The sequence below is a fragment of the Nostoc sp. genome (assembly GCF_036917395.1).
Taxonomy (GTDB): Bacteria; Cyanobacteriota; Cyanobacteriia; order Cyanobacteriales; family Nostocaceae; genus Nostoc.
The window spans coordinates 41,042-63,918 of sequence record NZ_JBALDI010000002.1 but is presented as its reverse complement, the minus strand read 5'-3'; the positions used below and the strand labels follow the sequence as shown (position 1 = coordinate 63,918).

Here is a 22,877-nt window from a genome sequence, read left to right as displayed (position 1 = left end):
CGCCAAGCTTTTGTTACTATTGTATGTTAGCGATATTCGTCATTTGGCGACATTGAGCAAGTTTTTAAATATCATCACACGGGGCAATTCAGTTTTGAGACTAAGGACGTTTACCATTCTGGTGCTTTTCATGGTTCGGCTAATTACATTTTTGAAAAGTTGGAAAAAACTTATGTAAAAGCCCGTGGTTATGAAACGGCTAAACAACATTGGGGTATTGAAAATGATAGCGATGGTTTAATAAATTCTGATAGATATCAAAACGATACGCTCTCTCCTATCGGTTGGATTTAGGAACAAAACCCAACATTAATAACCAATATGAAATCAAAAGGCTATACCAATAATTCAAGGCTTTGATGCTGGACAAATTGAGTTGATATATCAGTTAAAAGAAAGCTATTTAAGTGATATCTATTGTTCTTTAAAGCGATTGCTGCTTCTTAGCATTAAAAATTTGTGCAGGTTGCTCCCTCTATGAGCCTACTCTGCTGCGAGATAGAACTTTCCTTAATGCGATCGCAGTTAACGGCATTAAAAATACCCTTTGAAAATTTATTAATTTAATTTTTCAAGTTACAAAAATATTGTGAGTACTGGATTGCGCGACCCTGAACCCGGAAGTTCGACCTCTGAACTCGGAACTTCCACCTTTGAACTCGGAACTTCCACCTTTGAACTCGGAACTTTCACCTCTGAACTCGGAACTTTCACCTTTGAACTCGGAACTTCCACATTTGAACTCGGAATTTCGACCTCTGAACTCGGAACTTCCACATTTGAACTCGGAATTTCGACCTCTGAACTCGGAACTTGAGCTTCACAACTCGAAATGTCAAGTTCTATACTCAAACTCCGAGTTTCTTAACTTTAACTTTCAACCTTTTAGGCGCAATTGCCGATAGATTTTCTCCACTATTGATGCTTAAGGCTACACTTTCCTTTCTTTACAGATGAAATTGCGGCTTGATCAACTTTTAGTTTCTACCTTTGAAAGAGTTTAGCCATTCTTGAACTTGTTCGCGGGCAATATCGCGCCCCCCAAGACCAAAAGCTAGGGCAATAGCAACTGCGATCGCACCTAGTAAAAGTCCAAAGGCTAAATTCACAATATCACTGGCAACTCCAATCTGTTGCAGTGCCATTGCAGAGACTAAGGCAATGATGGCAATCCGCGCCACTTGTCCCAAAATCTGGGCTTGGCGTTCGCCGGAACTGGTAATGATGTTAAAAGCCAGATTTGCCAGGAATAAGCCAATGGCAAATATTATTAATCCTGCCAAAATCCGCCCGAATATGATCACAATACCAGACACTAATGCTGTCAGGGCTGCAATATTCAGGATATTCACCGCCGCCACCGTTGCAAATAGCATGATTCCTACTAAGGCAACAATGCCTGCAATTTCCGATGGAGTGCGGCTTGGAATCGGAGGGATTGTTGATTCTGTTGAAATTACGACTCGTCTACTGGGTGTTGTCAAACCCAAAATGCTGAAAATGTTATTAAAGCCTAAATTGGTGAGGATACTTGTAACCAGATCCGCTACAAACCGCCCCACGAAATAGGCAACAATCAAAATTGCCACGGCTGTAAAGATGGCAGGGAGGGCGTTGAGAACCTGTTGCAGCATTGCGATCGCAGGCACAGATATCGCATCAATTCGCAAGGCATTCAGCGCTGCGATCGCCACAGGAATCAAAATCAAAACATAGACAATTGTGCCGATAATACTTGATAGAGGTTGCACCCCGGCAGCCGAAGATAATCCCAAGCGACTACCTAAATAGTCGATACCAGTTGTTATCAATAAGTTCGTCACAATCCGCCGCACCACATTAGCGATGAACCACCCAACTACAGCAATTAATATTGCCGCTAAAATGTTCGGCAGAATTAGCAGAACTTCTGTAATTAAAGCTTGTACTGGTTGTAGAGCCTGCTGTAGTCCGAGAGTATCCAAAACTGGGGCGAGAAACAGTAAAAATATAAACCAATACAGAGCATTGCCAATCGTCTGACTTAGAGACACCTGATTGAGGTTGGGTGCCCTGTTTTCTGGTTCTGGATTCAAACGCTCATCCAGGTTAAATGCCTGTAATGAGCGCACAGTGATAATCTTCACAATGGTCGCCAAAAACCAGGCGGTTACCAAAAGGATTCCCGCACCAACCAACTTTGGCAAAAAGCCAATAAGTTGATTGAGAAAATTATTCAGGGGTCGAGACGCTATCTCCAGATCCAATGTCTGTAAAACAGCTACTGCCGTCAACAGGATAATGCTCCAAAAAACTAAGCTGGAGATTAATTTCTCCACTTGGGGAACATCTTGACGACCTGTTATCCCTGCGGCAATGCGGTTATCTATGTTTGTGCGATTGAGGATTCCTCGTGTCACTGCCGCTGCGATCGCTGCAATTAGCCAACCTACTAACAAAATTGCCACTGCCCCCAGCAGACGGGGTATAAACAGAATCAACTGTTGAACAATACCTTGCACATCAGAGATTCCTTGATTCACTGCTGGTTGCGCCAGTTGCAGGTTGGGCGATTGTGCCAAAAATTGCTGCACCCCCGTGGACAAAGCAACTCCTATCACCTGGGTTATTCCTTGCCAAGTTGTATTCATGGTTTTCGGGAATTAAGCTTAAGTGTTCGCCGCAAACACTAAGTCAGTGTTTTGCCTATCAATTTACCAGTAAAAACGTACATCTATGGCATTGCTATCAAGAGTAATTTTTGACTTTGTTACCAAATGTTTGATTTAATCTACTGGCAATGGCAAATTTTGCGTTACTCTAATTGCAGCAACAGCATCAAAGATGTGGAATGTCCCAAGTTTTGGAACAATCGATTCAAATTAATGCTACAGCTACGGTGGTGGAGCGCTGTATTAGCGATTTAGCTCTCATGCACCGCTGGCTTAACCCTGTCCTCCGTTGCGAACCTGTGGGCGAAGCTTGGAGTACCGATGTCGGCAGTGAAAGTCGTTTTATCATTCAAATTCCTCTACTGAAACCTACGTTGAATAGCGTAGTTGTGGAACGACAACCGGGTTTGGTAGTCTGGGAATTTCAGGGATTTTTTCACGGGCGTGATCGTTGGGAATGTCAACCCACAGAAAAAGGAACGCTTCTACTCAACCGCTTTGAGTACGATATCCCTAACCCCTTAATTAGTTGGGGTTTCAACACCTTTGCTGCGTCTTGGACAAAAGAAGATATGCAATCCCAGCTGCGCCGCCTCAAACGAGTCGCAGAAGAACAAAAATAATTCGATCATTAGGCATTTGGTATTGAGTTTTCCCAGTATTCGTGTTAAAAGCTGTCGGTGGCTAACTAGTTCAAAAAGGCAGAAGGTAGGGGGAGCAGGGGAAGAATAATAACTCTTGACCGTGCCAATTTTAGATTTTAGATTTTAGATTTTAGATTTAGGACTTACGCAAAAAACCTCTCAAACTCTTATTCCTCCGTGTCCTCTGCGTCCTCTGTGGTTCGATTTTCCGTTGGTTGTGCGTAAGTCCTACAGTCCTTTTTACTTGATTCAACCATCCTTACCCAATTCGGTAAGTAGCCGCCGAATCATAGATGCATCCTCGGCATCAGGAACTTTCACTAAATAATTTTGTAAATCGTCTATGGCTTGGGGATAGTAACCGAGTTGATAATAGATCAGACCGCGATCGCGCAATTCTAAAGTTAAATTAGGAAACAGCAATAAAATTCGTTCAACTGCTGCTAGCGTTTTTTCTAACTCTTGCTGTTTCAGGTAAATAAATTTTAAATTTGTCAGCATCCGGGCCAAAAATTGCCGATGACTGATTACAGTTAAAAATTCTGGTTGCAGCGTCACGGGTTGCTGATAAAGTTGAGACAGCCGTTCCTCGCAATCTTGAGCAAACATTATTTCACCGCTATTAAAAGCATCCACAAAAATCTCTATATCTGGAACATCTGGGCGGATCAGGAAATGTCCTGGCATCCCCACACCCACCATCGGGAAATCAATCCTTCGCGCAACTTCCAGGTAAACCAATGCTAAGGTAATGGGAATCCCCAATCGTCGGTCGATTACATCATTGAAAAAGCTGTTGCGCGGGTCGTAATAGTCAATTTTATTACCAGAAAACTTTAAATCATCGTAGAGATACTGATTAATACTTTGAACTATTCGCAAAGGATATCGTGAATCAGGCAGGCGTTCTTGAAGCTCCGATGCCATTGTATCAAGGGCGTTGAGATATTCCTCTGTGTCTAGCTTGGGATATTCTTCTTGTGCAATATACAAAGCTGCCTTTGCTAGGTCAATCTGCTCGTCAGACTGCTGAATCTCCTGATAAAAAAATTGTCGTGCTGACGAGAAATTCATAAGCTGTTGCTCGGTGCAAGTGTGAGGATGAAGCGGAAGTGGGTCTACCTTTATTTTAAGGAAATTCACGCCTAAATTATTCACCAAGATTGAAGTTTATAACTGCCGTGTTCGCTGTAAGACACGGCAATTTTTTATTTTGATCAGCATTTGGGGACACCATACCGCAATTTTGTAGGATCAGGAACGCCGCCTCAAGTCTGATTGTAGTATTCACTATTACGCTATTCCTACATCTACTTCTGTTCCCGAACCCTCCAATCTCCCTGCACTACAGATATTGGGCAGTATTGTTGCTGTAAAAGCCCTGCGTAAGAAGAAAGTACTATCACTTGCAACGCTATAGCATTTCTTAAGCAACAGAGGTACATCTAAATCTTTTCTAGCGAAATAAGCAGTTTTCAAAACGTACCTTACCAGGTCGGGAACCGCTATAATTGCGAAAGGCTTTAGGCGCTGCTCTCTGCTTGGATACATGCATCAATCACTATTAAGTAGTGCAAAATCCAAACTTATGTTTAAAATGACTATTTAATAAGTGTTGACACGGTGTAAAACAAAGCGATGCCTGCGGCGAGCTTCTCTACGAGACGCTTTGCGAACGCTAACGCAGCTTAAAAATGATCTTGGTGAAAAACTAGAGTGTTAACTGGATAAATAAAAAGCATCCACTCGTCCAGATAAGCTTGTCAGAACGAGAGTTACAGCTAAAGCAGTCAAGCTTATTTTTAAGGAATTACTAAGGGAGTTGTGTCCCCTTGCGGTGCTACAGTGAAAGGTGACATTGCTTAATTATATGTCTTCTCCGACCTTATCTGAAATCTAGCTTCAATCATTAGGCGCAGCATGGTCACAACCGCAGAAAAAACAAACATTGGTTACATTACCCAAATCATTGGTCCAGTTGTAGACGTTAAATTTCCCGGCGGGAAATTGCCACAAATCTTCAACGCTTTGAAAATCGTTGGCACCAACGAAGCTGGACAGGAAATCAACCTCACCGTTGAAGTACAGCAACTGCTGGGCGACAACCAGGTGCGGACTGTTGCGATGAGTTCTACCGAAGGCTTAGTGCGCGGTTTGGAAGTCACCGATACAGGCGCTCCCATCAACGTACCAGTTGGTAAAGCCACCTTGGGTCGGATTTTCAACGTCCTTGGCGAACCTGTGGACAACAGGGGCCCTGTAAATGCTGAGGCAAGTTTACCCATTCACCGCTCTGCTCCCAAATTCACTGACCTGGAAACCAAACCTTCGGTGTTTGAGACTGGGATTAAAGTTGTTGACCTTCTGACTCCCTATCGACGCGGCGGTAAGATTGGTCTGTTCGGCGGTGCAGGTGTTGGTAAGACCGTAATCATGATGGAGTTGATCAACAACATTGCTACCCAGCACGGTGGAGTATCCGTATTTGCTGGCGTGGGTGAGCGCACCCGTGAAGGCAATGACCTCTACAACGAAATGATTGAGTCTGGGGTGATCAATAACGAGAACCTCAACGAATCAAAAATTGCTCTAGTCTACGGTCAAATGAACGAACCACCCGGAGCGAGAATGCGGGTTGGTCTTTCGGGATTGACAGTAGCAGAGTACTTCCGAGATGTGAACAAGCAGGATGTGCTGCTATTTATTGATAATATCTTCCGGTTTGTGCAAGCAGGTTCGGAAGTGTCGGCACTACTAGGTCGGATGCCTTCAGCGGTAGGATATCAGCCCACATTAGGAACTGACGTGGGTGAACTGCAAGAGCGGATTACCTCAACTACAGAGGGTTCGATTACCTCCATTCAGGCAGTGTACGTACCAGCGGATGACCTCACAGACCCCGCACCTGCTACCACCTTCGCCCACTTGGACGGTACAACAGTGCTGTCTCGCGGTTTGGCAGCTAAAGGAATTTATCCCGCAGTTGACCCCCTTGGTTCAACTTCTACCATGCTCCAGCCCAACATTGTCGGTGACGAACACTACAATACTGCCCGTGCGGTGCAATCAACTCTGCAACGTTATAAAGAACTCCAAGACATTATCGCCATTCTCGGTCTAGATGAATTGTCTGAAGAAGACCGTCTGATCGTGGCGCGGGCGCGGAAGGTTGAGCGCTTCTTGTCCCAGCCGTTCTTTGTGGCAGAAGTGTTCACAGGTTCTCCTGGTAAGTACGTGAAGTTGGAAGATACCATTAAAGGGTTCCAGAAGATTCTGTCTGGTGAGTTGGATGCTCTGCCAGAACAGGCTTTCTATTTGGTGGGCGATATTAACGAAGCGATCGCCAAAGCTGAAAAAATCAAAGGTTAGTCATTAGTCACAGACGCGATTAATCGCGTCTGTACATTAGTCATTAGTGCGATCGCTAATGACTAGTGGTAAAAGACAGAGGACAGAAGACAAAGGACAAAAGACAAATGACATTAACCGTTCGTGTAATTTCCCCAGATAAAACAGTATGGGATGCCCCAGCTGAAGAAGTCGTTTTACCTAGCACTACTGGTCAACTAGGTATCCTAACTGGACATGCACCACTTTTGACCGCCCTGGATACTGGTGTAATGCGAGTCCGTGCTGCTAAAAATGAGAATTGGCAAGCGATCGCTCTTTTGGGTGGGTTTGCCGAAGTCGAAGAAAATGAAGTGACAATTCTGGTTAACGGCGCTGAACGTGGCGACAAAATTAACCTTGAGGAAGCCCGTGCTGCTTACAACCAAGCAGAAGCGCGTCTAAGTCAAGTGTCAGCAGACGATCGCCAAGCCCAAATCCAGGCAACCCAAGGCTTTAAACGGGCCCGCGCTCGGTTTCAAGCGGCTGGTGGTTTGGTCTAATTTAACTTTCTATTTCAAGTTTGTAGGTTGGGCAATGTTCAACCTACAAGATATTTATTAAATTTTAAAAAAATTACGCCAAGTTTAAGAAATCGAGGCAAGCCTTGGTGAAGTGTTAAATTAACTAATTAGTTGCCCAAATGGGCACAAATTATGAAAAGCTTTTCATCTTTGGTTGATACTCGTAAACAAAATAAAGTAGCTCGTTTTGCAGCATCTATCGTAGCAACATTGGCGATCGCTGCGCCAACGTCTTTGACGAACGCTGGTAGTGTTCATTCTGCCAATGCTACTCCTATAAAAACAACTACTGCAAAAGAAATCACTTCGGTATCAGTCCAGCTAAATCAGACTACACCAAATATTGCCCAGTTACCAATTAGTAGAACTAAATATCAAGCTGCTGGAATTAATCCTGTTGTACTGGTTCCCATCCTACTTGTTGGCGGTTTAGTCATATTCGTCCCCCTGTTCTTTGGTGGACTTGTAGTAATTGGTGAACGTGAAGTTGGCATTGTGGTGAGGAAATTTACCCTTTCCGGGCGCGGACTCCCTGCCGGCAGTTTGATTGCCCTCAACGGGGAAGCTGGCTTGCAGGCAGATACTTTAGCTCCTGGTTGGCACTGGGGCTATTGGCCTTGGCAGTATTCTGTAAAGAAAGAGCCGGTAGTTGTCGTTCCCCAAGGGGAAATCGCTTTGATTGTGGCGGCAGATGGTGCATCCAACCCACCAGAGCGGATTTTAGGTAAAATTGTCAGTTGTGACAACTTCCAAGATGCTCGAAAATTCCTCACTGAAGGTGGAGAAAAAGGGCGGCAGATGGGTTTTCTCACCGCAGGTACGTACCGGATTAATACTGCCCTGTTTAAAGTCATCATGGCAGCAAATGCCAGCAGTCATGGCATGACTCCAGAACAATTGCAGGTTTACAGTCTGGCATCTGACAAAGTTGGCATTGTCACTACCTTAGATGGTATACCAATTTCTGCCGGTGAACTCGCAGGGCCGATAATTGACGGACACGACAACTTCCAAAATGGTCAGAAATTTATTGATGGCGGTGGACGGCGAGGCTTACAAGAGCAGACCTTACTTTCTGGTTCTTGGAACTTGAACCCTTGGTTTGTTCAGGTTGAGCAAGTGCCGATGACAGAAATTCCCATTGGGTATGTGGGTGTGGTGATTTCTTTCGTGGGTAAGGCACATCAAGATGTCAGCGGTGCAGCTTTCACTCACGGTAACTTGGTGAATCCTGGACACAAGGGTGTGTGGGTCGAACCGCTGTATCCTGGCAAGCACCCGATTAATTCTCGGATCATGAACATGGAACTGGTGCCAACGACTAACATAGTATTAAATTGGTCAGACCGCACCGAACGCCACAGCTATGATGCTCAACTAGCCTCTTTAACAGTGCGATCACGAGATGGGTTTGCCTTTGATTTGGAAGTAGCACAAATTATCCATGTGGGTGCTTTAGATGCCCCGAAGGTAATTTCTCGCGTTGGTGCAATGCAAAATCTGGTAGACCATGTATTAGAACCGACCATCGGGAATTATTTCCGCAATTCAGCCCAAGACTATACTGTACTAGACTTTCTCACTGCTCGGAGTGAGCGGCAATCTGAGGCTGCTGAGTATATTAAAACAGCATTGCGGGCTTATGACGTGCAAGCGATCGATACTCTCATTGGTGATATTCAGCCACCAGCATCACTAATGCAGACACAGACAGACCGGAAAATTGCCGAAGAAGAACGCAAGACTTATGAAGTCCAGCAGATGGCGCAAACCCAACGGCAGCAACTTGTCCGGGAAACGGCACTCGCTGATATCCAGCAAGAAATGGTGAAATCAGAGCAGAGTGTACATATTGCTGACCTAAAAGCCCAAGCCCAAATCAAGCACGCGAACGGTGAAGCTGAGGGGACAAAACTCCGCGCAATTGCTGAGGCTGAAGGGATTCGGGCTACAGGTAACGCCAAAGCTGAAACCTACAGTGCTGGCGTGGAAGCTTTAGGCCCACAAGGTTATACAGCAATGCAACTGATGCAGATTATAGGCGATCGCAATGTTCGCTTGATTCCAGATGTCTTAGTTGGCAGTAATAGCAGCAATAATGGTTTAGTAGATGGGCTACTATCGATGATTTTATGGAATCAAACTGGTAAGAGTGAATTGACATCAACACCTTTGCATCCCCAACCAGTAGTTACTAAAGCCCAACCAACTACAGAAAATGGTTTTCCACCTATAGTTGTGAATTTCCCGGCGGATAAGTAACATCCAGTAGGACAGCACATCTGTCCATACGTGTCAACTTAAAGCCAGGGCGAATAGAATTCGCACGCCAGTTGCTCATGGGGGAAACCCCCAAGACCGCACTGGCTTGGCTATACAAACCTTCGCCCTTGGCGTTCTTGAAGGGTAGGCCGCCTCCGCGGACTAAGGAGAAATTAAGGGTTTGAAACCCACCTGCGTGGGTTTTGTCTGTATAGACGCGGTTTCTAACCGCCGATTTAACTGAAAGGAAAGTTTTGCTTTTACAAGAACGTTATCGTTTAATGAAGCAGATTGGTAAAGGGGGATTCTGTAAAACCTTCCTCACTGTAGATGAGGGTCAGTTTCCTCCAGTTCCTTGTGTCGTTCAAGAATTATCGCCAGAATCCGAAACATCTAAAAGTTTTCAGCAAAAGGCACAACAGCTAGAAGAATTAGGCAAGCATCCCCAAATTCCGGCTTTACTAGCTTATTTTCAGCAGAACGGGCATTTTTATTTAGTGCAGAAGTTTATTGCAGGCACTAATTTAGCTCAGGTGGTTGAGGAGGAAGGGGCTTTTAATGAAACTCAGATTTGGCAACTTTTAGAAGATGTGTTGCCAGTTTTTCAGTTTATTAGCGATCGCAACATCATTCACCGCGATATTAAACCCCACAATATCATTCGTAGATCCCCAATTACTAAGAAAGGGGATTTAGTCATAGTCGATTTTAGCACTGCGAAAATTGTCACAGAAATTGATCGGTTAATATCACAAACCAGTATCGGCAGCCCAGAATATGCTGCACCAGAACAAGCCAGAGGAAAATCAGTTTTTGCTAGTGACTTATATAGCTTGGGTATTACTTGTATTTACTTACTTACCCAGATTCCGCCCTTTGATTTATTTGATATTGCAAATGATTGCTGGGTTTGGCAACAATATCTTACTACTAAGGTTAGCGATCGCTTGGCGCAAATCCTCAACAAGCTGCTGCAAAATGCTATTAACCGTCGTTTTCAATCAGCTGATGAAGTTATGCAAGCAATGGGTATGGAATGTAAAACTCAAAATTTTAAATTACCAAATCCTCCTTGGCAATGCTTGCATACCTTAACTGAGCATTCTGGGAGATTGAGTAGTGTGAATGCCCTTGCCATCAGTCCTGACAGTAACACTTTAGCCAGTGCTAGTGATCATAAAATCGTCAAATTGTGGGATTTAAATACCCAAAAAGTTCTAGCTAGCTTATCAGGACATTCTCAAGCTATAAAATCAGTTGCCTTCAGTCCTGATGGAAAAATTTTGGCAACTGCTAGCGATGATAAAACTATCAAATTGTGGCAGATTGAGACATTAGAGGAAATCTGCACCCTCTTGGGACACGCACACGCTGTAAAATCAGTTGCTTTCAGTCCAGATGGCCAGATTCTTGCTAGTGGTAGTTGGGATAAGACAATCAAACTCTGGGATGTAAATACTGGTAAAGAAATTTGCACCATAGCTGGACACCAATTAAAGGTAAATTCAGTGGCATTTAGTCCCCAAGGACAGCTTTTAGCCAGCGCTAGTTATGACAGAACAATTCGCCTGTGGCAGATACCTGCATTAAAAGGTTCCCACAAAGAATTTCAAAACCGCCCATGCTATAGCTTGTTAGGCACCCTTTCGGGTCATGCATGGGCGGTTTTGACAGTCGCTTTTAGTCCTGATGGTAAAATTTTGGCGACGGGTAGTGATGATAACACTATTAAATTGTGGGAGGTAAACACTGGTCAGCTAATTTGCACACTTGTAGGCCATTCTTGGTCTGTGGTGGCTGTGGCTTTTACTGCCGATGGCGAAACGCTCCTAAGTGCAAGTTGCGACAAAACAGTTAAACTTTGGAGGGTAAGCACAGCAGAAGAGATTGTTACTCTCTCTGGTCATGTAGACTCAGTATCTGCTGTTGCTGTGAGCAAAGTTACACAATTAATTGCAAGTGGTAGCAGGGACAAAACTATCAAACTGTGGCAGCTTGTAGAACAGCACAATCGCTAATATTGTAATATCAAGCGCTACCTGTGAAGGCAACTTCTGGAAATTTCAACTGAGCTTCTGCCATTGGACGGTTTCTACCTTCCTCTTGCCAGTAGTTAATCACTTCTGTCGCTTTATTAAGCAACTCGACACGATCCAGGTCAGTAATCCAATGTTTGGCCTCTAGTTCCTTTTTCAACTCTTCCCAGGCATCATTTCTGGGCCAAAAAAAGTACTTAGTCAAAGGACTTGTGCCTTTGCCTACAATTTGATCGACTGCTAGAGCAACGTTTTCGTCTAACCACAAAATTTTCAAAATAAACTTGGTCAATCACACCTCCGGGAATTTCCAGGCATTACTTAACTAGGATAGCGATCGCTTATTTTAACGCAATACCCTATCAAATGACCAAACATTCAAGAGTGCTGGATTACCAAGAGAGCGAAACGGGGGGATTGAAGTAAGGAAACAATAGAGTACTCAGTAAAAAATATTACTGATGAATCTTCCCACTTAGCACTCACTACTCGAAACTGATTTGATGCCTAAGCTTTAATGATTTTACTTTTTATTCAGCACTATTTTGGTGATTATACCAATTCTGTATGAAGATGCGCTAAACCATATTTAAGTACAAGAAATAAAAACGAACCGCATTCGCGCAGCGTCTCCAAGAGTTGGACGCAGAGGACACAAAGAAAGAAAGAAGTTAAAAGGGTTTGGCGCAGCCTCACAAAGAAATGGTATTAGAGAATGGGCTAGCATAAGGTGTAGTCGGCGCTAACTACAGATGCTTATGACTGCCCAGCTGCCCCAATCTCAAACAACATCTGGTTCAGATTTGGATGAGCAAGACTTTTACCTGTGGATTCAAACCACGGCAGAACTGCTCAAACAAGGTCGGCTCACAGAACTGGATTTAAAGAATTTGATTGATGAAATTGAAACAATGGGCAGGAGTGAAAACAAAGCACTAAGAAGTAATTTGGAAGTGGTACTGATGCATCTATTGAAGTATAAATATCAAGCCGAGAAGCATGGCTCCCATGACTGAAAAATCCTCAGCAAAAGCAATCGTTGTTTTCGATATTGATGGCGTTGTGCGCGATGTTAGCGGTTCCTATCGTCGAGCGATCGCAGATACCGTAGAATATTTTACTACTCAAGCATATCGTCCGACACCACTAGATATTGACCAACTGAAGTCTGAAGGTGTGTGGAATAACGATTGGGAAGCATCGCAGGAATTAATTTACCGCTACTTTGAAACCCAAGAACAGACCCGCGAGCAACTGCAACTAGATTACAATGCGATCGTTGCTTTTTTTCAATCCCGTTACCGTGGCCCAGACCCCAACAATTTAACGGGGTATATCTGTAATGAACCCTTGTTATTACAACCTAGCTATTTAGAGCAACTTACCCAAGCTGGGATTGCTTGGGGATTTTTTAGCGGTGCGACTCGTATTTCCGCTAACTATATCTTAGAAAAACGCCTGGGCTTACAATCTTCTGTGTTGATTGCGATGGAAGATGCGCCAGGTAAACCTGACCCCACTGGACTTTTGGCCACAGTTCGCTTACTAGAGAATGAAATTGAGCAAACATCAGCTGTAGTGTATGTGGGAGATACGGTAGCAGATATGTATACTGTCGAGAAAGCACAGGCTTTGGATTCTTCTCGCACTTGGATTGGTGTAGGGGTTTTACCGCCCCATGTGCAGGAAACAGCAGCCCGTGGTGATGCCTATGCTGAGACACTGCTAGCAGCAGGAGCAGTGGTAGTTTTGGGTAATGTCCAAGAATTGACCCCAAGGCAGATTCAAGAATTGGTAAATTCATTTGCTTGATCTCTATTCTAAGATCAATCAAACTATGCGTGCATGAATGACTGCTTGATAACAATCTTGCTCGAATAATTGGGAGATTAATAAAAATGTCTGCACTTAAACTGCCTGATGGCCCCCAAACTCACCCTTGGGTACAAACGTATCAGTGGCTTACTAATCCCTTAGAATATATGGAAGCCTGTGTTAAACGCTATGGTGATACGTTTACTCTCCGAATTGGCCCAGTTTTTACTCCTCAAGTGTTCATTAGTAATCCTCAGGCGATTCAGCAGATTTTTACCACAGATCCAAAACACTTAGACTCTGGTGCAGCAGCAGGTTCAGGAACGCCTTTATTGGGGCAAAATTCTCTACTATCCTTAGAAGGAAAACCTCACCAGCGCCAGCGTAAATTGCTGACACCTCCTCTACATGGGGAAAGAATGCAGGCTTATGGTGATTTAATCTGTGAGATCACCAAGCAAGTAACTAGCCAGTGGCCAGTCGGGGAAACCTTTACAGTCTTGTCATCCATGCAAGAAATCTCCTTTCAAGTGATTTTGAAGGCTGTATTTGGTTTAAAGGACGGACTTCGTTATGAAAAGCTTAAAGAAATCCTGATTGCTATCCTGAATCCAAAAAGACCTATTTTCCGGGCAATACTGCTCCTGTTCCCATTATTACGACAGGATTTAGGGCCTCGCAGTCCTTGGGGAAGTTTTCTACGTTTGCGGCAAGAAATGGATGATCTCATCTATGCTGAAATTCAAGAGAGGCGATCGCTTGCAGACCAGTCTCGAAATGATATTCTATCTTTAATGATGGCGGCTCGTGATGAAGCAGGTGAGCCGATGACAGACTTGGAATTACGTGATGAGTTGATGACTTTGTTGGTTGCAGGTCATGAAACTACGGCTAGTTCTTTGGCATGGGCGCTGTACTGGATTCATCATCAGCCTGAAGTACGTGAAAAACTGGTGCAAGAACTGGATAGCCTGGGTGACAACAAAGACCCGAACGCCATTTTCCGATTACCTTATTTGAATGCTGTTTGTTCAGAAACAATGCGCCTGTATCCGGTGGCGATGTTGGGATTAAATCGATTGGTTAAATCACCTTTAGAAATTGCAGGCTACAAATTTGACACTGGTACTATATTGGTTCCTTGTATTTATTTGAGTCATCATCGAGAAGATTTATATCCCCATTCAAAGCAGTTTAAGCCAGATCGGTTTCTAGAACGACAATTTACTTCGGCTGAATATTTGCCCTTTGGTGGTGGTAATCGTCGCTGTATTGGCATGGCATTTGCCCTGTTTGAGATGAAACTGGTATTAGCAACTATACTATCTAGTTGGCAAATGAAACTAGCTGATACAAAGCCAGTACTGCCAGTTCGGAAAAGCGTCCTATTAGCACCAGGCGGTGGTGTACCAATGGTGGTAATTGGAAAGCGTCAGCAAAATCAGCGAGTTCTTGAGACTAACTCAGTGTAGAAAGTCTCAGAATCAGGTGGGAGCGATTGCTTCGCTTCCCCTTTGATATTACCTGTTAATTACTGGAGTTTCAAGAACTTATCTAAAGCTGATACCATACTGGGCGGCCAACGACGGATATTTGTTACCCAGTTAATGTCCTTATAACGGCTATCCAGTCCATAAGCTGCTACCCAGTTACTTTCGGCTTCGCCTTGTTCTCCGTTTACCCAGTAAGCAGCTGTGAGAGCAGCACGCATATCGGCAAACTTGGGATATTTACGGACAATATTCCGCATTTCCCGGATTGCTTGATTTTCTTGACCAGTTTCATAAAGAGCGAGGGCGTAGTTAGCACGGGCAAAGGCAAAATTTGGCGCTATCTCATTGGATTTTTTGTAGTCAGCGATCGCATCTAACCATTTTCCTAAACCTGCTGTGGCATTACCGCGATTATTATACGCCATCGCATCATTAGGATCGAGTTCTAAGACATGATTATAATCTGCGATCGCATCGTCCCATTTTCCCAATCCTTCCAACGCCGCACCTCGATTCAAATAAGGATCGGTGACATTCGGCGCTAGTTCTATGGCTTTGTTATAATCTGTCAGCGCCTCTTGTAATTTATTCTGACTCACCCGCGAATTTCCTCGGTTACTCCACGCCCCCGCATTGGTAGGAAATTGCTCAATAATCTTTGTCCAGTAAGTTTCAGCCGTGGCAAAATCACCTTGATTCGTTGCTGTAAACGCTTGATTTGCCCACTCATCGCCTTGTTTTAATTGTTCTTGAGTAATGGGCGGTTGAGATTGTGCCATGACTGGAGTACCCCAGCCAAACACAAGTAACAGACTGAGAAAAATAGCAATCAACTTAATCATCTAGGTTTACCTGTTTATCTTGAAGATGGGGAGTGGGGAGTGGGGACTTGTACTGAGCGTACTCCTACGGGGAAGCAAGCTACGCGTAGCGTCTCGTAGAGAAGCCGAAGTAGTGGGGAATGGGGAATGGGGAATAGAGTTCAAAGACTCATTAACGGAGTTCAAAGACTCGTCGGCGAGTATCAAAGACTCGTCAGCGAGTATTAAAGACTCATCCCCTATTCCCCATTCCCCATTCCCTATTCCCCATAATTACAATAATGACAACTGTTCATTAGGCGGCGTGAATCCCAAATGCTTATATGCTGCCTTTGTCGCCATCCTCCCCCGATGAGTCCGAGTTAAATACCCAATCTGCATCAGGTAAGGTTCATACACCTCTTCAATTGTTTGAGTATCTTCACCCGTCGCTGCTGCCATTGTTTCCAACCCCACTGGCCCGCCGTTAAATTGTTCAATTATTACACTCAGCATCTGACGGTCTGTCCAATCTAAACCGCAAGGGTCTACTTGAAATAGTTGCAATGCCTCTGATGCAACGCTTTCATTAATCTCCCCAGATAACCTTACCTCCGCATAATCACGGACTCGCTTAAGTAATCTATTGGCAATACGTGGCGTTCCGCGTGACCGACGGGCAATTTCTGTGGCACCATCTTCTGTAACCGGGGTTTTGAGTAATTGAGCGGTTCGCAGTACAATTTTAGTCAGTTCGTCAACTTCGTAAAATCGGAGTTTTTGAATCAAACCGAAGCGATCGCGCAGTGGTGAAGTTAAAGCACCCACACGGGTTGTAGCTCCCACTAGGGTAAACTTTGACAGCGGCAAACTTCTGATCCGAGCGCTCGAACCCTTACCAATAGTAATATCTAGGCGATAATCTTCCATCGCCGGATAGAGAATTTCCTCCGTCATCCGCGAGAGGCGATGAATTTCATCCACAAATAGAATATCCCCTGGTTTCATGTTCACCAGTAGCCCAACAATATCGCGTGGACGTTCTAGGGCTGGCGCACTGGTAATTTTGTAATTTACCCCCATTTCCGATGCTAAAATCATTGCCATTGTGGTTTTGCCTAATCCCGGCGGCCCATACAGCAGCAAGTGATCCAGCACCTCACCACGAGACTTGGCTGCTTTGATGGCAATATCTAGGACATCCTTTAAATCTTTTTGTCCAATGTAATCGGCAAATCGGTGCGGTCGAATACCTTCTTCTTGCTGATCTTGTTCATCAATAGCAGCTTCCGGCTGCAAAATGTTGTCTGGGGATGGTGCTTTTGCCGACTCCCGACGCTGCTTTGGTTCTCCGTTGGGTTCTGGAGGCTGTTTTTTCGAGGAGATTATCGCCATAATTCAGCTATCTACTTTTAAGGGATTAGGTAGTGGTGGGGGAGGCAGGGGAGGCAGTGCGTTGCGCGGGTTAAGAGCGTTGTAGCAACTGCCGTGAGGCAGGGGGAGAAAGAATAACCAATGCCCAATGCCCCATTTTGCAATACGTGCTTAAAACAAGGGGTGTGAAAATTTTCGTTTGGAAATACCCACGCCAATTTAAAATTTAAATTCGGGTCAATTACCCAGAAGTACAAAAGTTATTATGTTATCTAAAAGAATCTTACCGTGCTTAGATGTGAAGGCGGGACGGGTTGTAAAAGGAGTTAACTTTGTCAATCTCCAAGATGCAGGCGATCCGGTAGAGCTGGCCAAGGTTTACAATGAAGCTGGTGCAGATGAATTAGTATTTCTGGATATTACAGCTACTCATGAAGACCGAGCTACTATTTTAGATGTGGTCTACCGGACTGCTGAACAGGTCTTTATTCCATTGACTGTGGGTGGTGGCATTCAATCCTTAGAAAATGTTAAAGCTTTATTAAGAGCAGGTGCAGATAAGGTTAGTATTAATTCTGCGGCGGTGCGTGATCCAGACTTGATTAATCGGGCAAGCGATCGCTTTGGTAATCAGTGCATAGTTGTTGCTATTGATGCCAGACGCAGAAATAACCCGGAGAATCAAGGTTGGGATGTGTATGTGCGGGGTGGCAGGGAAAATACAGGCTTAGATGCCCTCTTGTGGGCACAAGAAGTTGAAAAACGGGGGGCCGGAGAACTCCTAGTCACAAGTATGGATGCCGATGGAACCCAAGCTGGGTATGACATCGATATCACACGGGCAATTGCCGATGCTGTCGAAATTCCAGTGATTGCTTCTGGTGGTGCAGGTAATTGTGAACATATCTACACTGCCTTAACTGAAGGCAAAGCTGAAGCAGCATTACTGGCATCCTTGTTACATTACGGACATTTAAGCGTAGCAGAAATCAAAAATTATCTGCGCGATCGCAACGTGCCAGTAAGAACATTCTCTTAAATGACTATTTAGCATTTAATGACATCTATCTTAGGTTAGACACACTTACGTGAAAGGGTGTTAATATTATTTTACAAGTATTAACAAATATTAAAAAATATGTTGCTTCCTATTTTACTTTTTGATGTCGCCCTGGTGGCGTGGTCACTGCACTTAATGGAAAGAGCCTACGAGAGTAAAGAATTTTCTCTGATGTTGGCTGGTACATTGGTTGCTCTGGCTGCTGCTGCCATGTTAGTAGTCTACTTTTTAATGGGGCACTGTATGACCTATTTGTTGCGGGTGTCGTAGAAAGTGCTGAGTGCTAAAGAAGATATTTAAAATTTAGTTTTCATAAAAAGCTTGACAAAGTACTAATAATTAAGCGATTATGTATAATGGATTTTAAGGGGTTATAGCGCAGTTGGTAGCGCACCTCAATGGCATTGAGGGGGTCAGCGGTTCGAATCCGCTTAGCTCCATTCTTAACACCCTAATCTTCTCTGTTAATGGAGAGGGTTAGGGAAATTTTTTAGAGGGTTTTAAATGCTTGTCTACCTAGCCAGTCTCGAAAGTTGGAATGATACAGACTGTAATGGGTTTCTGAGGCGATTCGTTGTTGCTGTAAGAACTCCAGCCAATTTTCTAGGACTTCCTCAACTTCATACTCATCAGTATCAATGATTTGTGCGATGCCTGCGGCGGGCTGCGCCAACGCATCCACTGATATTGCTTTTTGCTGCTGGATTAAGACATTTAACACATCTATGCTATACTTAGTCCCTTGTTCGGGTGGAATCATTTTGTGTAAATGCTGCTGATAATATGCTTCTAAACCAGGCGGGAGTTGATTATACCAGAAAGGTTGCGGGTAGAAATTTTCTGCGTTAGCAAAGCTTACCGTACCCCTACGTGGAAGCAAGCTACGCGTAGCGTCTCGTAGAGAAGGTATCGCACTTATTACCTGATTGAGATACATAAAATTATTTTCGCTTAAAGTGGTGAGGTGATGCCTAACGGCAAGCTGCTTTGCATCTACGCAGAATTCTTGCTCATTAATCTGGTGATTACTCAGCCAAGATTTGAGATTTGACCTCTCCCCCAACCCCTCCCCTACAAGGGGAGGGGAGTAATCTTGTTCCCCCCTTACCTCGTAGGGAAGGGGGGTTAGGTAATTTTGAATATATGCTTGGATATCTTGGCGATTTTGTTCTGGATAATCTGCTAAATCAAGACTTTGCGACGGCATTTCAATTAATAAACCCGACTTTTCCCGCAAGAAAGGTCTACGAGTGAGGAGAAAATAGACCTTATCTGGGAGATAGCGGGGGAGATAAAACAGATTTGTACCAGGTGGTTGGCTGTTACGGTCAATGCAATTCAACCCATCAATGGTAATTATCAGTTTTTGATCAGGTTCTAACTCATCGCTGATTTGCTGGAGAAGACTAGAGAAAAACCAACTTCCCTCTGTGGCGTTATCAGGAAGGGAGGTGTAATGAAGCGAGTATTGATTAATGAGTTGTGTACAGATATTTATGAGAAATTCGTCAGCACGATTTTGACCCTCAAGTTCGGCATTGTAATAAATAACTTGAGGATTGTTTGTTACATATTTGGCGAGGATGGCACTTTTCCCGCTACCGGGTGCGCCGATGATGGTGAAGTAACCTTGGTTATGGCGGTGGAGAAAGTTGTTAATAGCCGTGAAGACAAATTCACGACCGACAAAATTTTGGCTTTTTTCTTGAATGATTTCCTCAAACTCCGTGGGATGTCCTCTGGAATTGATTGCAGTGGGTGGTATAGGTGGTGAATTCATGATTTTGGAAAATAATTAAAAGATAAGGCAACAGTGGAGGTAGCGATGTCTGTACAATTGCTAAGACGTAAATTCACAGTTGAGCAATATCACAAAATGGTTGAGTCGGGGATTCTTACAGAGGATGACCGAGTGGATTAGAAGTATAAGCACTCCAAAAAGCCTTTTTAATCTCTCTTTCTCGAAAAAGATTCAGAATTGCTTCCGGCTTACCCACGCCATACTCAATTAAAGAGTAAACATAAACCCCATCAACATCTTTGGGTGGTTGTACTGGGTCAAAATCGTATTGTTTTAAGGTTCTGACTACAGTTTCATTGCGTTGAGCTTGATTAATAACTAGAGAAGCCGCAGGTTTAGCAATACTTTTCAGTGCATTAACTACAAGATCAATATTCATCTTCGCTACCAGTAGATATAACTTTTACACCTGTAACTTATCCTAACGAGAGATGCCAAAATTAAGCAAATACACAGTTATATAATAGCGATACCTTTCCTTGTCTACGAGAGGCTGCGCCAATGGAACGCTACGCGTAGCTTACTGAAGAGTAAGAGTACGATAAACTGCGCTAACGCTCCCTCTTCTCTCTTCCTCAGCGTCCTCTGCGCCTCTGCGGTTCGATTCTCAGACTCATTTAGCGCAGTATCAGCGCTCACTTATACCTAAAATAAAATGAAATATGGTGCGTAGGCGTAGCCCGTCGTAGACATCGCATAGACGTTTCCAGTACCAAACCCTAAACTTGAGCTTTTAAACCGCAAGTTTCAGGCTCAAAGGCTCAACCTTCGACCTCAGAAGCTCAACCTTCGACCTCAGAAGCTCAACCTTCGACCTTAGAAGCTCAACCTTCGACCTCAGAAGCTCAACCTTCGACCTCAGAGGCTCAACCTTCACCTTCAGAAGCTCAACCTTCGACCTCAGAGGCTCAACATTCACCCTCAGAGGCTCAACATTCACCCTCAGAAGCTCAACATTCACCCTCAGAAGCTCAACCTTCACCTTCAGTAAGCTCAACATTCACCTTCAGAAGCTCAACCTTCACCCTCAGAGGCTCAACATTCACCCTCAGAAGCTCAACTGCGACAATATTAAGTTTGCAACCATATCAATAACTAGAAACCCGATATATGCTTGGACACTAAAGATAGCCATCTATGGTATAGAAATGTATAGAATCTTGTAAAGATATAAAATATAGTTTTTAAATGCACACATTTTTAGCTTCTTCCTCAATGCAGGTGTCTGTACCACCAAATCACTTTCAGCCAATGAAGATCGTCGCACTGGGGGACAGCTTAATTTATGGATTTGGCGACCCAGAAAAAGGAGGGTGGATCGAGCAACTACGGCGATGGTGGATGTTGCCGGATAGTGCGGGTCATGTCCTTTATAATTTAGGGGTAAGAGGCGATCGCACGCAACAAGTAGCACAAAGGCTAGAAGTAGAATTTCGCCACCGGGGTGAACTACGAAATCGTGTCCCCGACTTGATTATTTTATCAGTAGGTGTGAATGACTCAGCGCGGTTAGCGCGTCCCGATGGCCGAAGTTACACAGATTTCACCGGATTTGAAAAGGAAATTGCTTCTCTGCTAGATTTAGCACAGCAACTATGTCCTGTGTTATTTGTGGGCATGGTGCCAGTGGATGAAGCCAAGATGCCATTTTTGGATTGTTTTTACTATAATCATGCCGATCAGTATCGCTACAAAGAAGCAACTCGAATTGCTTGCACAAAACGGCAGATTCCCTATTTGGACATTTTTGAGCAATGGATGGAACGCAGCGAAAGTTGGCGGCTCAAACGCCTGAGTGAAGATGGTCTTCATCCCAATACACTGGGTTATCAAGCTTTGCTAGAAGATGTGATCAATTGGGATGCTATAGCAACTTACCATTTTAAATTTGATTATCAGCTTAAACCATCCTAATAATATAGATATGTTGGTGCTTTGAGCAAGCCGATATTCTCATATTTGCCATCCTCGCAAAAAGCACCACAATCTTGCTGAATTTTCAATGACATCCATTTGAAAATCCATCTATAAAAACTTTAACTCCTCTCTTGTTAATTACAGACGCGATTAATCGCGTCTCTACTCCTAACTCCTGTACAGACGCGATTAATCGCGTCTCTCTTATGACACCAACTTTATTTGGTCGTTGGCAAACTCGATTATTATTACTTGCAACAGTAGGCGTACTTGTGTCTTTGCCCTTTGCAATGGGTTGGATTGGTTCTAGTGCTAACTCGGTTTATTTTTGGATACTTGGTTATGTCGCCATCTTTGGCTTAGGCTGGGATGTGCTTTATAACTATTTGCAAAAATCTCGCTGGGATAGGGATTGGCCAGCAGCTTATCAACTCTTAGCTGGTATAGGGGAATTAGTATTTGTGTTCTGTGGAGTAAAACTATTTGGTTTTTTACCAATACCTTTACCTAAAGAAGAATTACCGTTAGCTGTTTTTTTATTGCACTATAGCGTCGTGTGGCTAGCAGTTTTTATTAGTTCACAAAGCCTGATGCGAATTATCTTTCCCCGTTGGCGTTTCCGGGGTGGAGAGTGGTTGTAATATCGTGTCCACTTAAAGACATCTCATTAATACAAATTCTGTATGAAGATGCGCTAAACCATATTTAAGTACAAGAAAGGAAAACGAACCGCATTCGCGCAGCGTCTCGCAGAGAAGGACGCAAAGTACACAAAGAAAGAAAGAAAGAAAGAAAGAAGAAGTTAAAAGGGTTTGGCGCAGCCTCACAAAGAAATGGTATCAGTGATATTTTGCCACGGAAGATCCCCCGCCTAAAAAAGGGGGGCTTATTAATTCTCTCCTTTTTAAGGAGAGTTAGGGAGAATCAAGCCTTAACCCAAGCGTATTGCTTTATGTCTAGACACAAGTCTTTTGACGTGTTATGCCAATGCATCGGCAATACATCGATTTGTAAAAATTAACTTACAGATGGCGGTTTCAGTTTGGATGCAATATGTTGTATTGACGTACAGTTGTATGCATTTTTACGAACAATAGGGCAGTTGCTACAACA

General features: G+C 43.8%; 20 protein-coding genes, 1 tRNA gene and 2 pseudogenes. 14 read left to right on the top strand and 9 right to left on the bottom strand.

Annotated features, from left to right (window positions below; translation table 11 throughout):
* Positions 1–576 precede the first annotated feature (576 nt).
* Together V7K46_RS00435 and V7K46_RS00430 are read right to left on the bottom strand one after the other, a co-directional pair.
* Positions 577–852, bottom strand: coding sequence for a hypothetical protein (locus V7K46_RS00435; protein WP_335110028.1), 276 nt, complete (start codon positions 850–852; stop codon positions 577–579).
* Positions 853–977: 125 nt separating this feature from the next.
* Complete coding sequence (locus V7K46_RS00430) at positions 978–2,630, bottom strand: mechanosensitive ion channel (protein ID WP_335110026.1); 1,653 nt, start codon at positions 2,628–2,630, stop codon at positions 978–980.
* A gap of 200 nt (positions 2,631–2,830) precedes the next feature.
* On the opposite strand from V7K46_RS00430, the gene V7K46_RS00425 reads away from it, so the two are divergent.
* Positions 2,831–3,274 (top strand): SRPBCC family protein, encoded by a 444-nt coding sequence (locus V7K46_RS00425; RefSeq protein ID WP_335110024.1) that lies wholly within the window; start codon positions 2,831–2,833, stop codon positions 3,272–3,274.
* Between the two features lie 270 nt (positions 3,275–3,544).
* On the opposite strand, the gene V7K46_RS00420 is transcribed toward V7K46_RS00425, so the two are convergent.
* Positions 3,545–4,369 (bottom strand): SirB1 family protein, encoded by an 825-nt coding sequence (locus tag V7K46_RS00420; protein WP_335110022.1) that lies wholly within the window; start codon positions 4,367–4,369, stop codon positions 3,545–3,547.
* Between the two features lie 846 nt (positions 4,370–5,215).
* Here V7K46_RS00420 and atpD point away from each other — a divergent pair.
* From atpD to V7K46_RS00400, 4 genes are all read left to right on the top strand, one after another.
* Positions 5,216–6,664: a F0F1 ATP synthase subunit beta gene (gene atpD, locus V7K46_RS00415; protein ID WP_335110020.1), complete on the top strand. Its 1,449-nt coding sequence runs from the start codon at positions 5,216–5,218 to the stop codon at positions 6,662–6,664.
* Positions 6,665–6,771: 107 nt separating this feature from the next.
* The gene (gene atpC / locus V7K46_RS00410; protein WP_298905807.1) at positions 6,772–7,185 is read left to right on the top strand and encodes an ATP synthase F1 subunit epsilon; all 414 of its coding nucleotides are present in this window, start codon (positions 6,772–6,774) and stop codon (positions 7,183–7,185) included.
* A 153-nt stretch (positions 7,186–7,338) separates the two neighbouring features.
* The gene (locus tag V7K46_RS00405; RefSeq protein ID WP_335110018.1) at positions 7,339–9,468 is read left to right on the top strand and encodes an SPFH domain-containing protein; all 2,130 of its coding nucleotides are present in this window, start codon (positions 7,339–7,341) and stop codon (positions 9,466–9,468) included.
* 281 nt (positions 9,469–9,749) lie between these two features.
* Complete coding sequence (locus tag V7K46_RS00400) at positions 9,750–11,486, top strand: serine/threonine-protein kinase (protein WP_335110287.1); 1,737 nt, start codon at positions 9,750–9,752, stop codon at positions 11,484–11,486.
* 10 nt (positions 11,487–11,496) lie between these two features.
* On the opposite strand, the gene V7K46_RS00395 is transcribed toward V7K46_RS00400, so the two are convergent.
* Positions 11,497–11,796, bottom strand: a complete 300-nt coding sequence (locus V7K46_RS00395) for a 30S ribosomal protein PSRP-3 (protein WP_273765874.1) — start codon at positions 11,794–11,796, stop codon at positions 11,497–11,499.
* Between the two features lie 466 nt (positions 11,797–12,262).
* Between V7K46_RS00395 and V7K46_RS00390 the strand changes: the two are divergent.
* From V7K46_RS00390 to V7K46_RS00380, 3 genes and pseudogenes are all read left to right on the top strand, one after another.
* Positions 12,263–12,502, top strand: a pseudogene (locus V7K46_RS00390) (DUF29 domain-containing protein); the annotation flags it as partial.
* Between the two features lie 10 nt (positions 12,503–12,512).
* On the top strand, positions 12,513–13,316 hold the full coding sequence (locus V7K46_RS00385; protein WP_335110014.1) for a TIGR01548 family HAD-type hydrolase: 804 nt from the start codon (positions 12,513–12,515) through the stop codon (positions 13,314–13,316).
* Between the two features lie 86 nt (positions 13,317–13,402).
* Positions 13,403–14,791 carry a cytochrome P450 gene (locus V7K46_RS00380; protein ID WP_335110012.1) on the top strand — a complete coding sequence of 463 codons (1,389 nt, stop codon included), beginning with the start codon at positions 13,403–13,405 and terminating at the stop codon, positions 14,789–14,791.
* A gap of 59 nt (positions 14,792–14,850) precedes the next feature.
* Here the strand turns inward: V7K46_RS00380 and V7K46_RS00375 are convergent, their stop codons facing one another.
* Positions 14,851–15,654 carry a tetratricopeptide repeat protein gene (locus V7K46_RS00375; protein ID WP_335110009.1) on the bottom strand — a complete coding sequence of 268 codons (804 nt, stop codon included), beginning with the start codon at positions 15,652–15,654 and terminating at the stop codon, positions 14,851–14,853.
* 252 nt (positions 15,655–15,906) lie between these two features.
* Positions 15,907–17,007 carry a Holliday junction branch migration DNA helicase RuvB gene (gene ruvB / locus V7K46_RS00370; protein ID WP_335110007.1) on the bottom strand — a complete coding sequence of 367 codons (1,101 nt, stop codon included), beginning with the start codon at positions 17,005–17,007 and terminating at the stop codon, positions 15,907–15,909.
* Positions 17,008–17,251: 244 nt separating this feature from the next.
* On the opposite strand from ruvB, the gene hisF reads away from it, so the two are divergent.
* The 3 genes from hisF to V7K46_RS00355 all read left to right on the top strand — a co-directional run bounded on the left by hisF (position 17,252) and on the right by V7K46_RS00355 (position 18,486).
* A complete protein-coding gene (gene hisF / locus V7K46_RS00365) occupies positions 17,252–18,025 on the top strand; it encodes an imidazole glycerol phosphate synthase subunit HisF (RefSeq protein ID WP_335110005.1) in 774 nt (257 codons plus the stop codon).
* 99 nt (positions 18,026–18,124) lie between these two features.
* Positions 18,125–18,316, top strand: a complete 192-nt coding sequence (locus tag V7K46_RS00360) for a hypothetical protein (RefSeq protein ID WP_298905777.1) — start codon at positions 18,125–18,127, stop codon at positions 18,314–18,316.
* Positions 18,317–18,413: 97 nt separating this feature from the next.
* Positions 18,414–18,486 (top strand) — tRNA-Ala (locus V7K46_RS00355).
* Positions 18,487–18,536: 50 nt separating this feature from the next.
* On the opposite strand, the gene V7K46_RS00350 is transcribed toward V7K46_RS00355, so the two are convergent.
* Positions 18,537–19,826: an ATP-binding protein gene (locus V7K46_RS00350; RefSeq protein WP_335110002.1), complete on the bottom strand. Its 1,290-nt coding sequence runs from the start codon at positions 19,824–19,826 to the stop codon at positions 18,537–18,539.
* Between the two features lie 45 nt (positions 19,827–19,871).
* Between V7K46_RS00350 and V7K46_RS00345 the strand changes: the two are divergent.
* Positions 19,872–19,964 (top strand): annotated as a pseudogene (locus V7K46_RS00345) (Uma2 family endonuclease); the annotation flags it as partial.
* Here the strand turns inward: V7K46_RS00345 and V7K46_RS00340 are convergent.
* Positions 19,942–20,226 carry a hypothetical protein gene (locus tag V7K46_RS00340; RefSeq protein ID WP_335110000.1) on the bottom strand — a complete coding sequence of 95 codons (285 nt, stop codon included), beginning with the start codon at positions 20,224–20,226 and terminating at the stop codon, positions 19,942–19,944. The pseudogene V7K46_RS00345 and the gene V7K46_RS00340 overlap by 23 nt on opposite strands.
* A 354-nt stretch (positions 20,227–20,580) precedes the next feature.
* Complete coding sequence (locus V7K46_RS00335) at positions 20,581–20,847, bottom strand: hypothetical protein (RefSeq protein WP_335109998.1); 267 nt, start codon at positions 20,845–20,847, stop codon at positions 20,581–20,583.
* 188 nt (positions 20,848–21,035) lie between these two features.
* Between V7K46_RS00335 and V7K46_RS00330 the strand changes: the two genes are divergently transcribed.
* Positions 21,036–21,761 carry a GDSL-type esterase/lipase family protein gene (locus tag V7K46_RS00330; RefSeq protein ID WP_335109996.1) on the top strand — a complete coding sequence of 242 codons (726 nt, stop codon included), beginning with the start codon at positions 21,036–21,038 and terminating at the stop codon, positions 21,759–21,761.
* A gap of 209 nt (positions 21,762–21,970) precedes the next feature.
* On the top strand, positions 21,971–22,405 hold the full coding sequence (locus V7K46_RS00325; protein WP_335110285.1) for a hypothetical protein: 435 nt from the start codon (positions 21,971–21,973) through the stop codon (positions 22,403–22,405).
* The last annotated feature ends 472 nt before the right edge of the window (positions 22,406–22,877 follow it).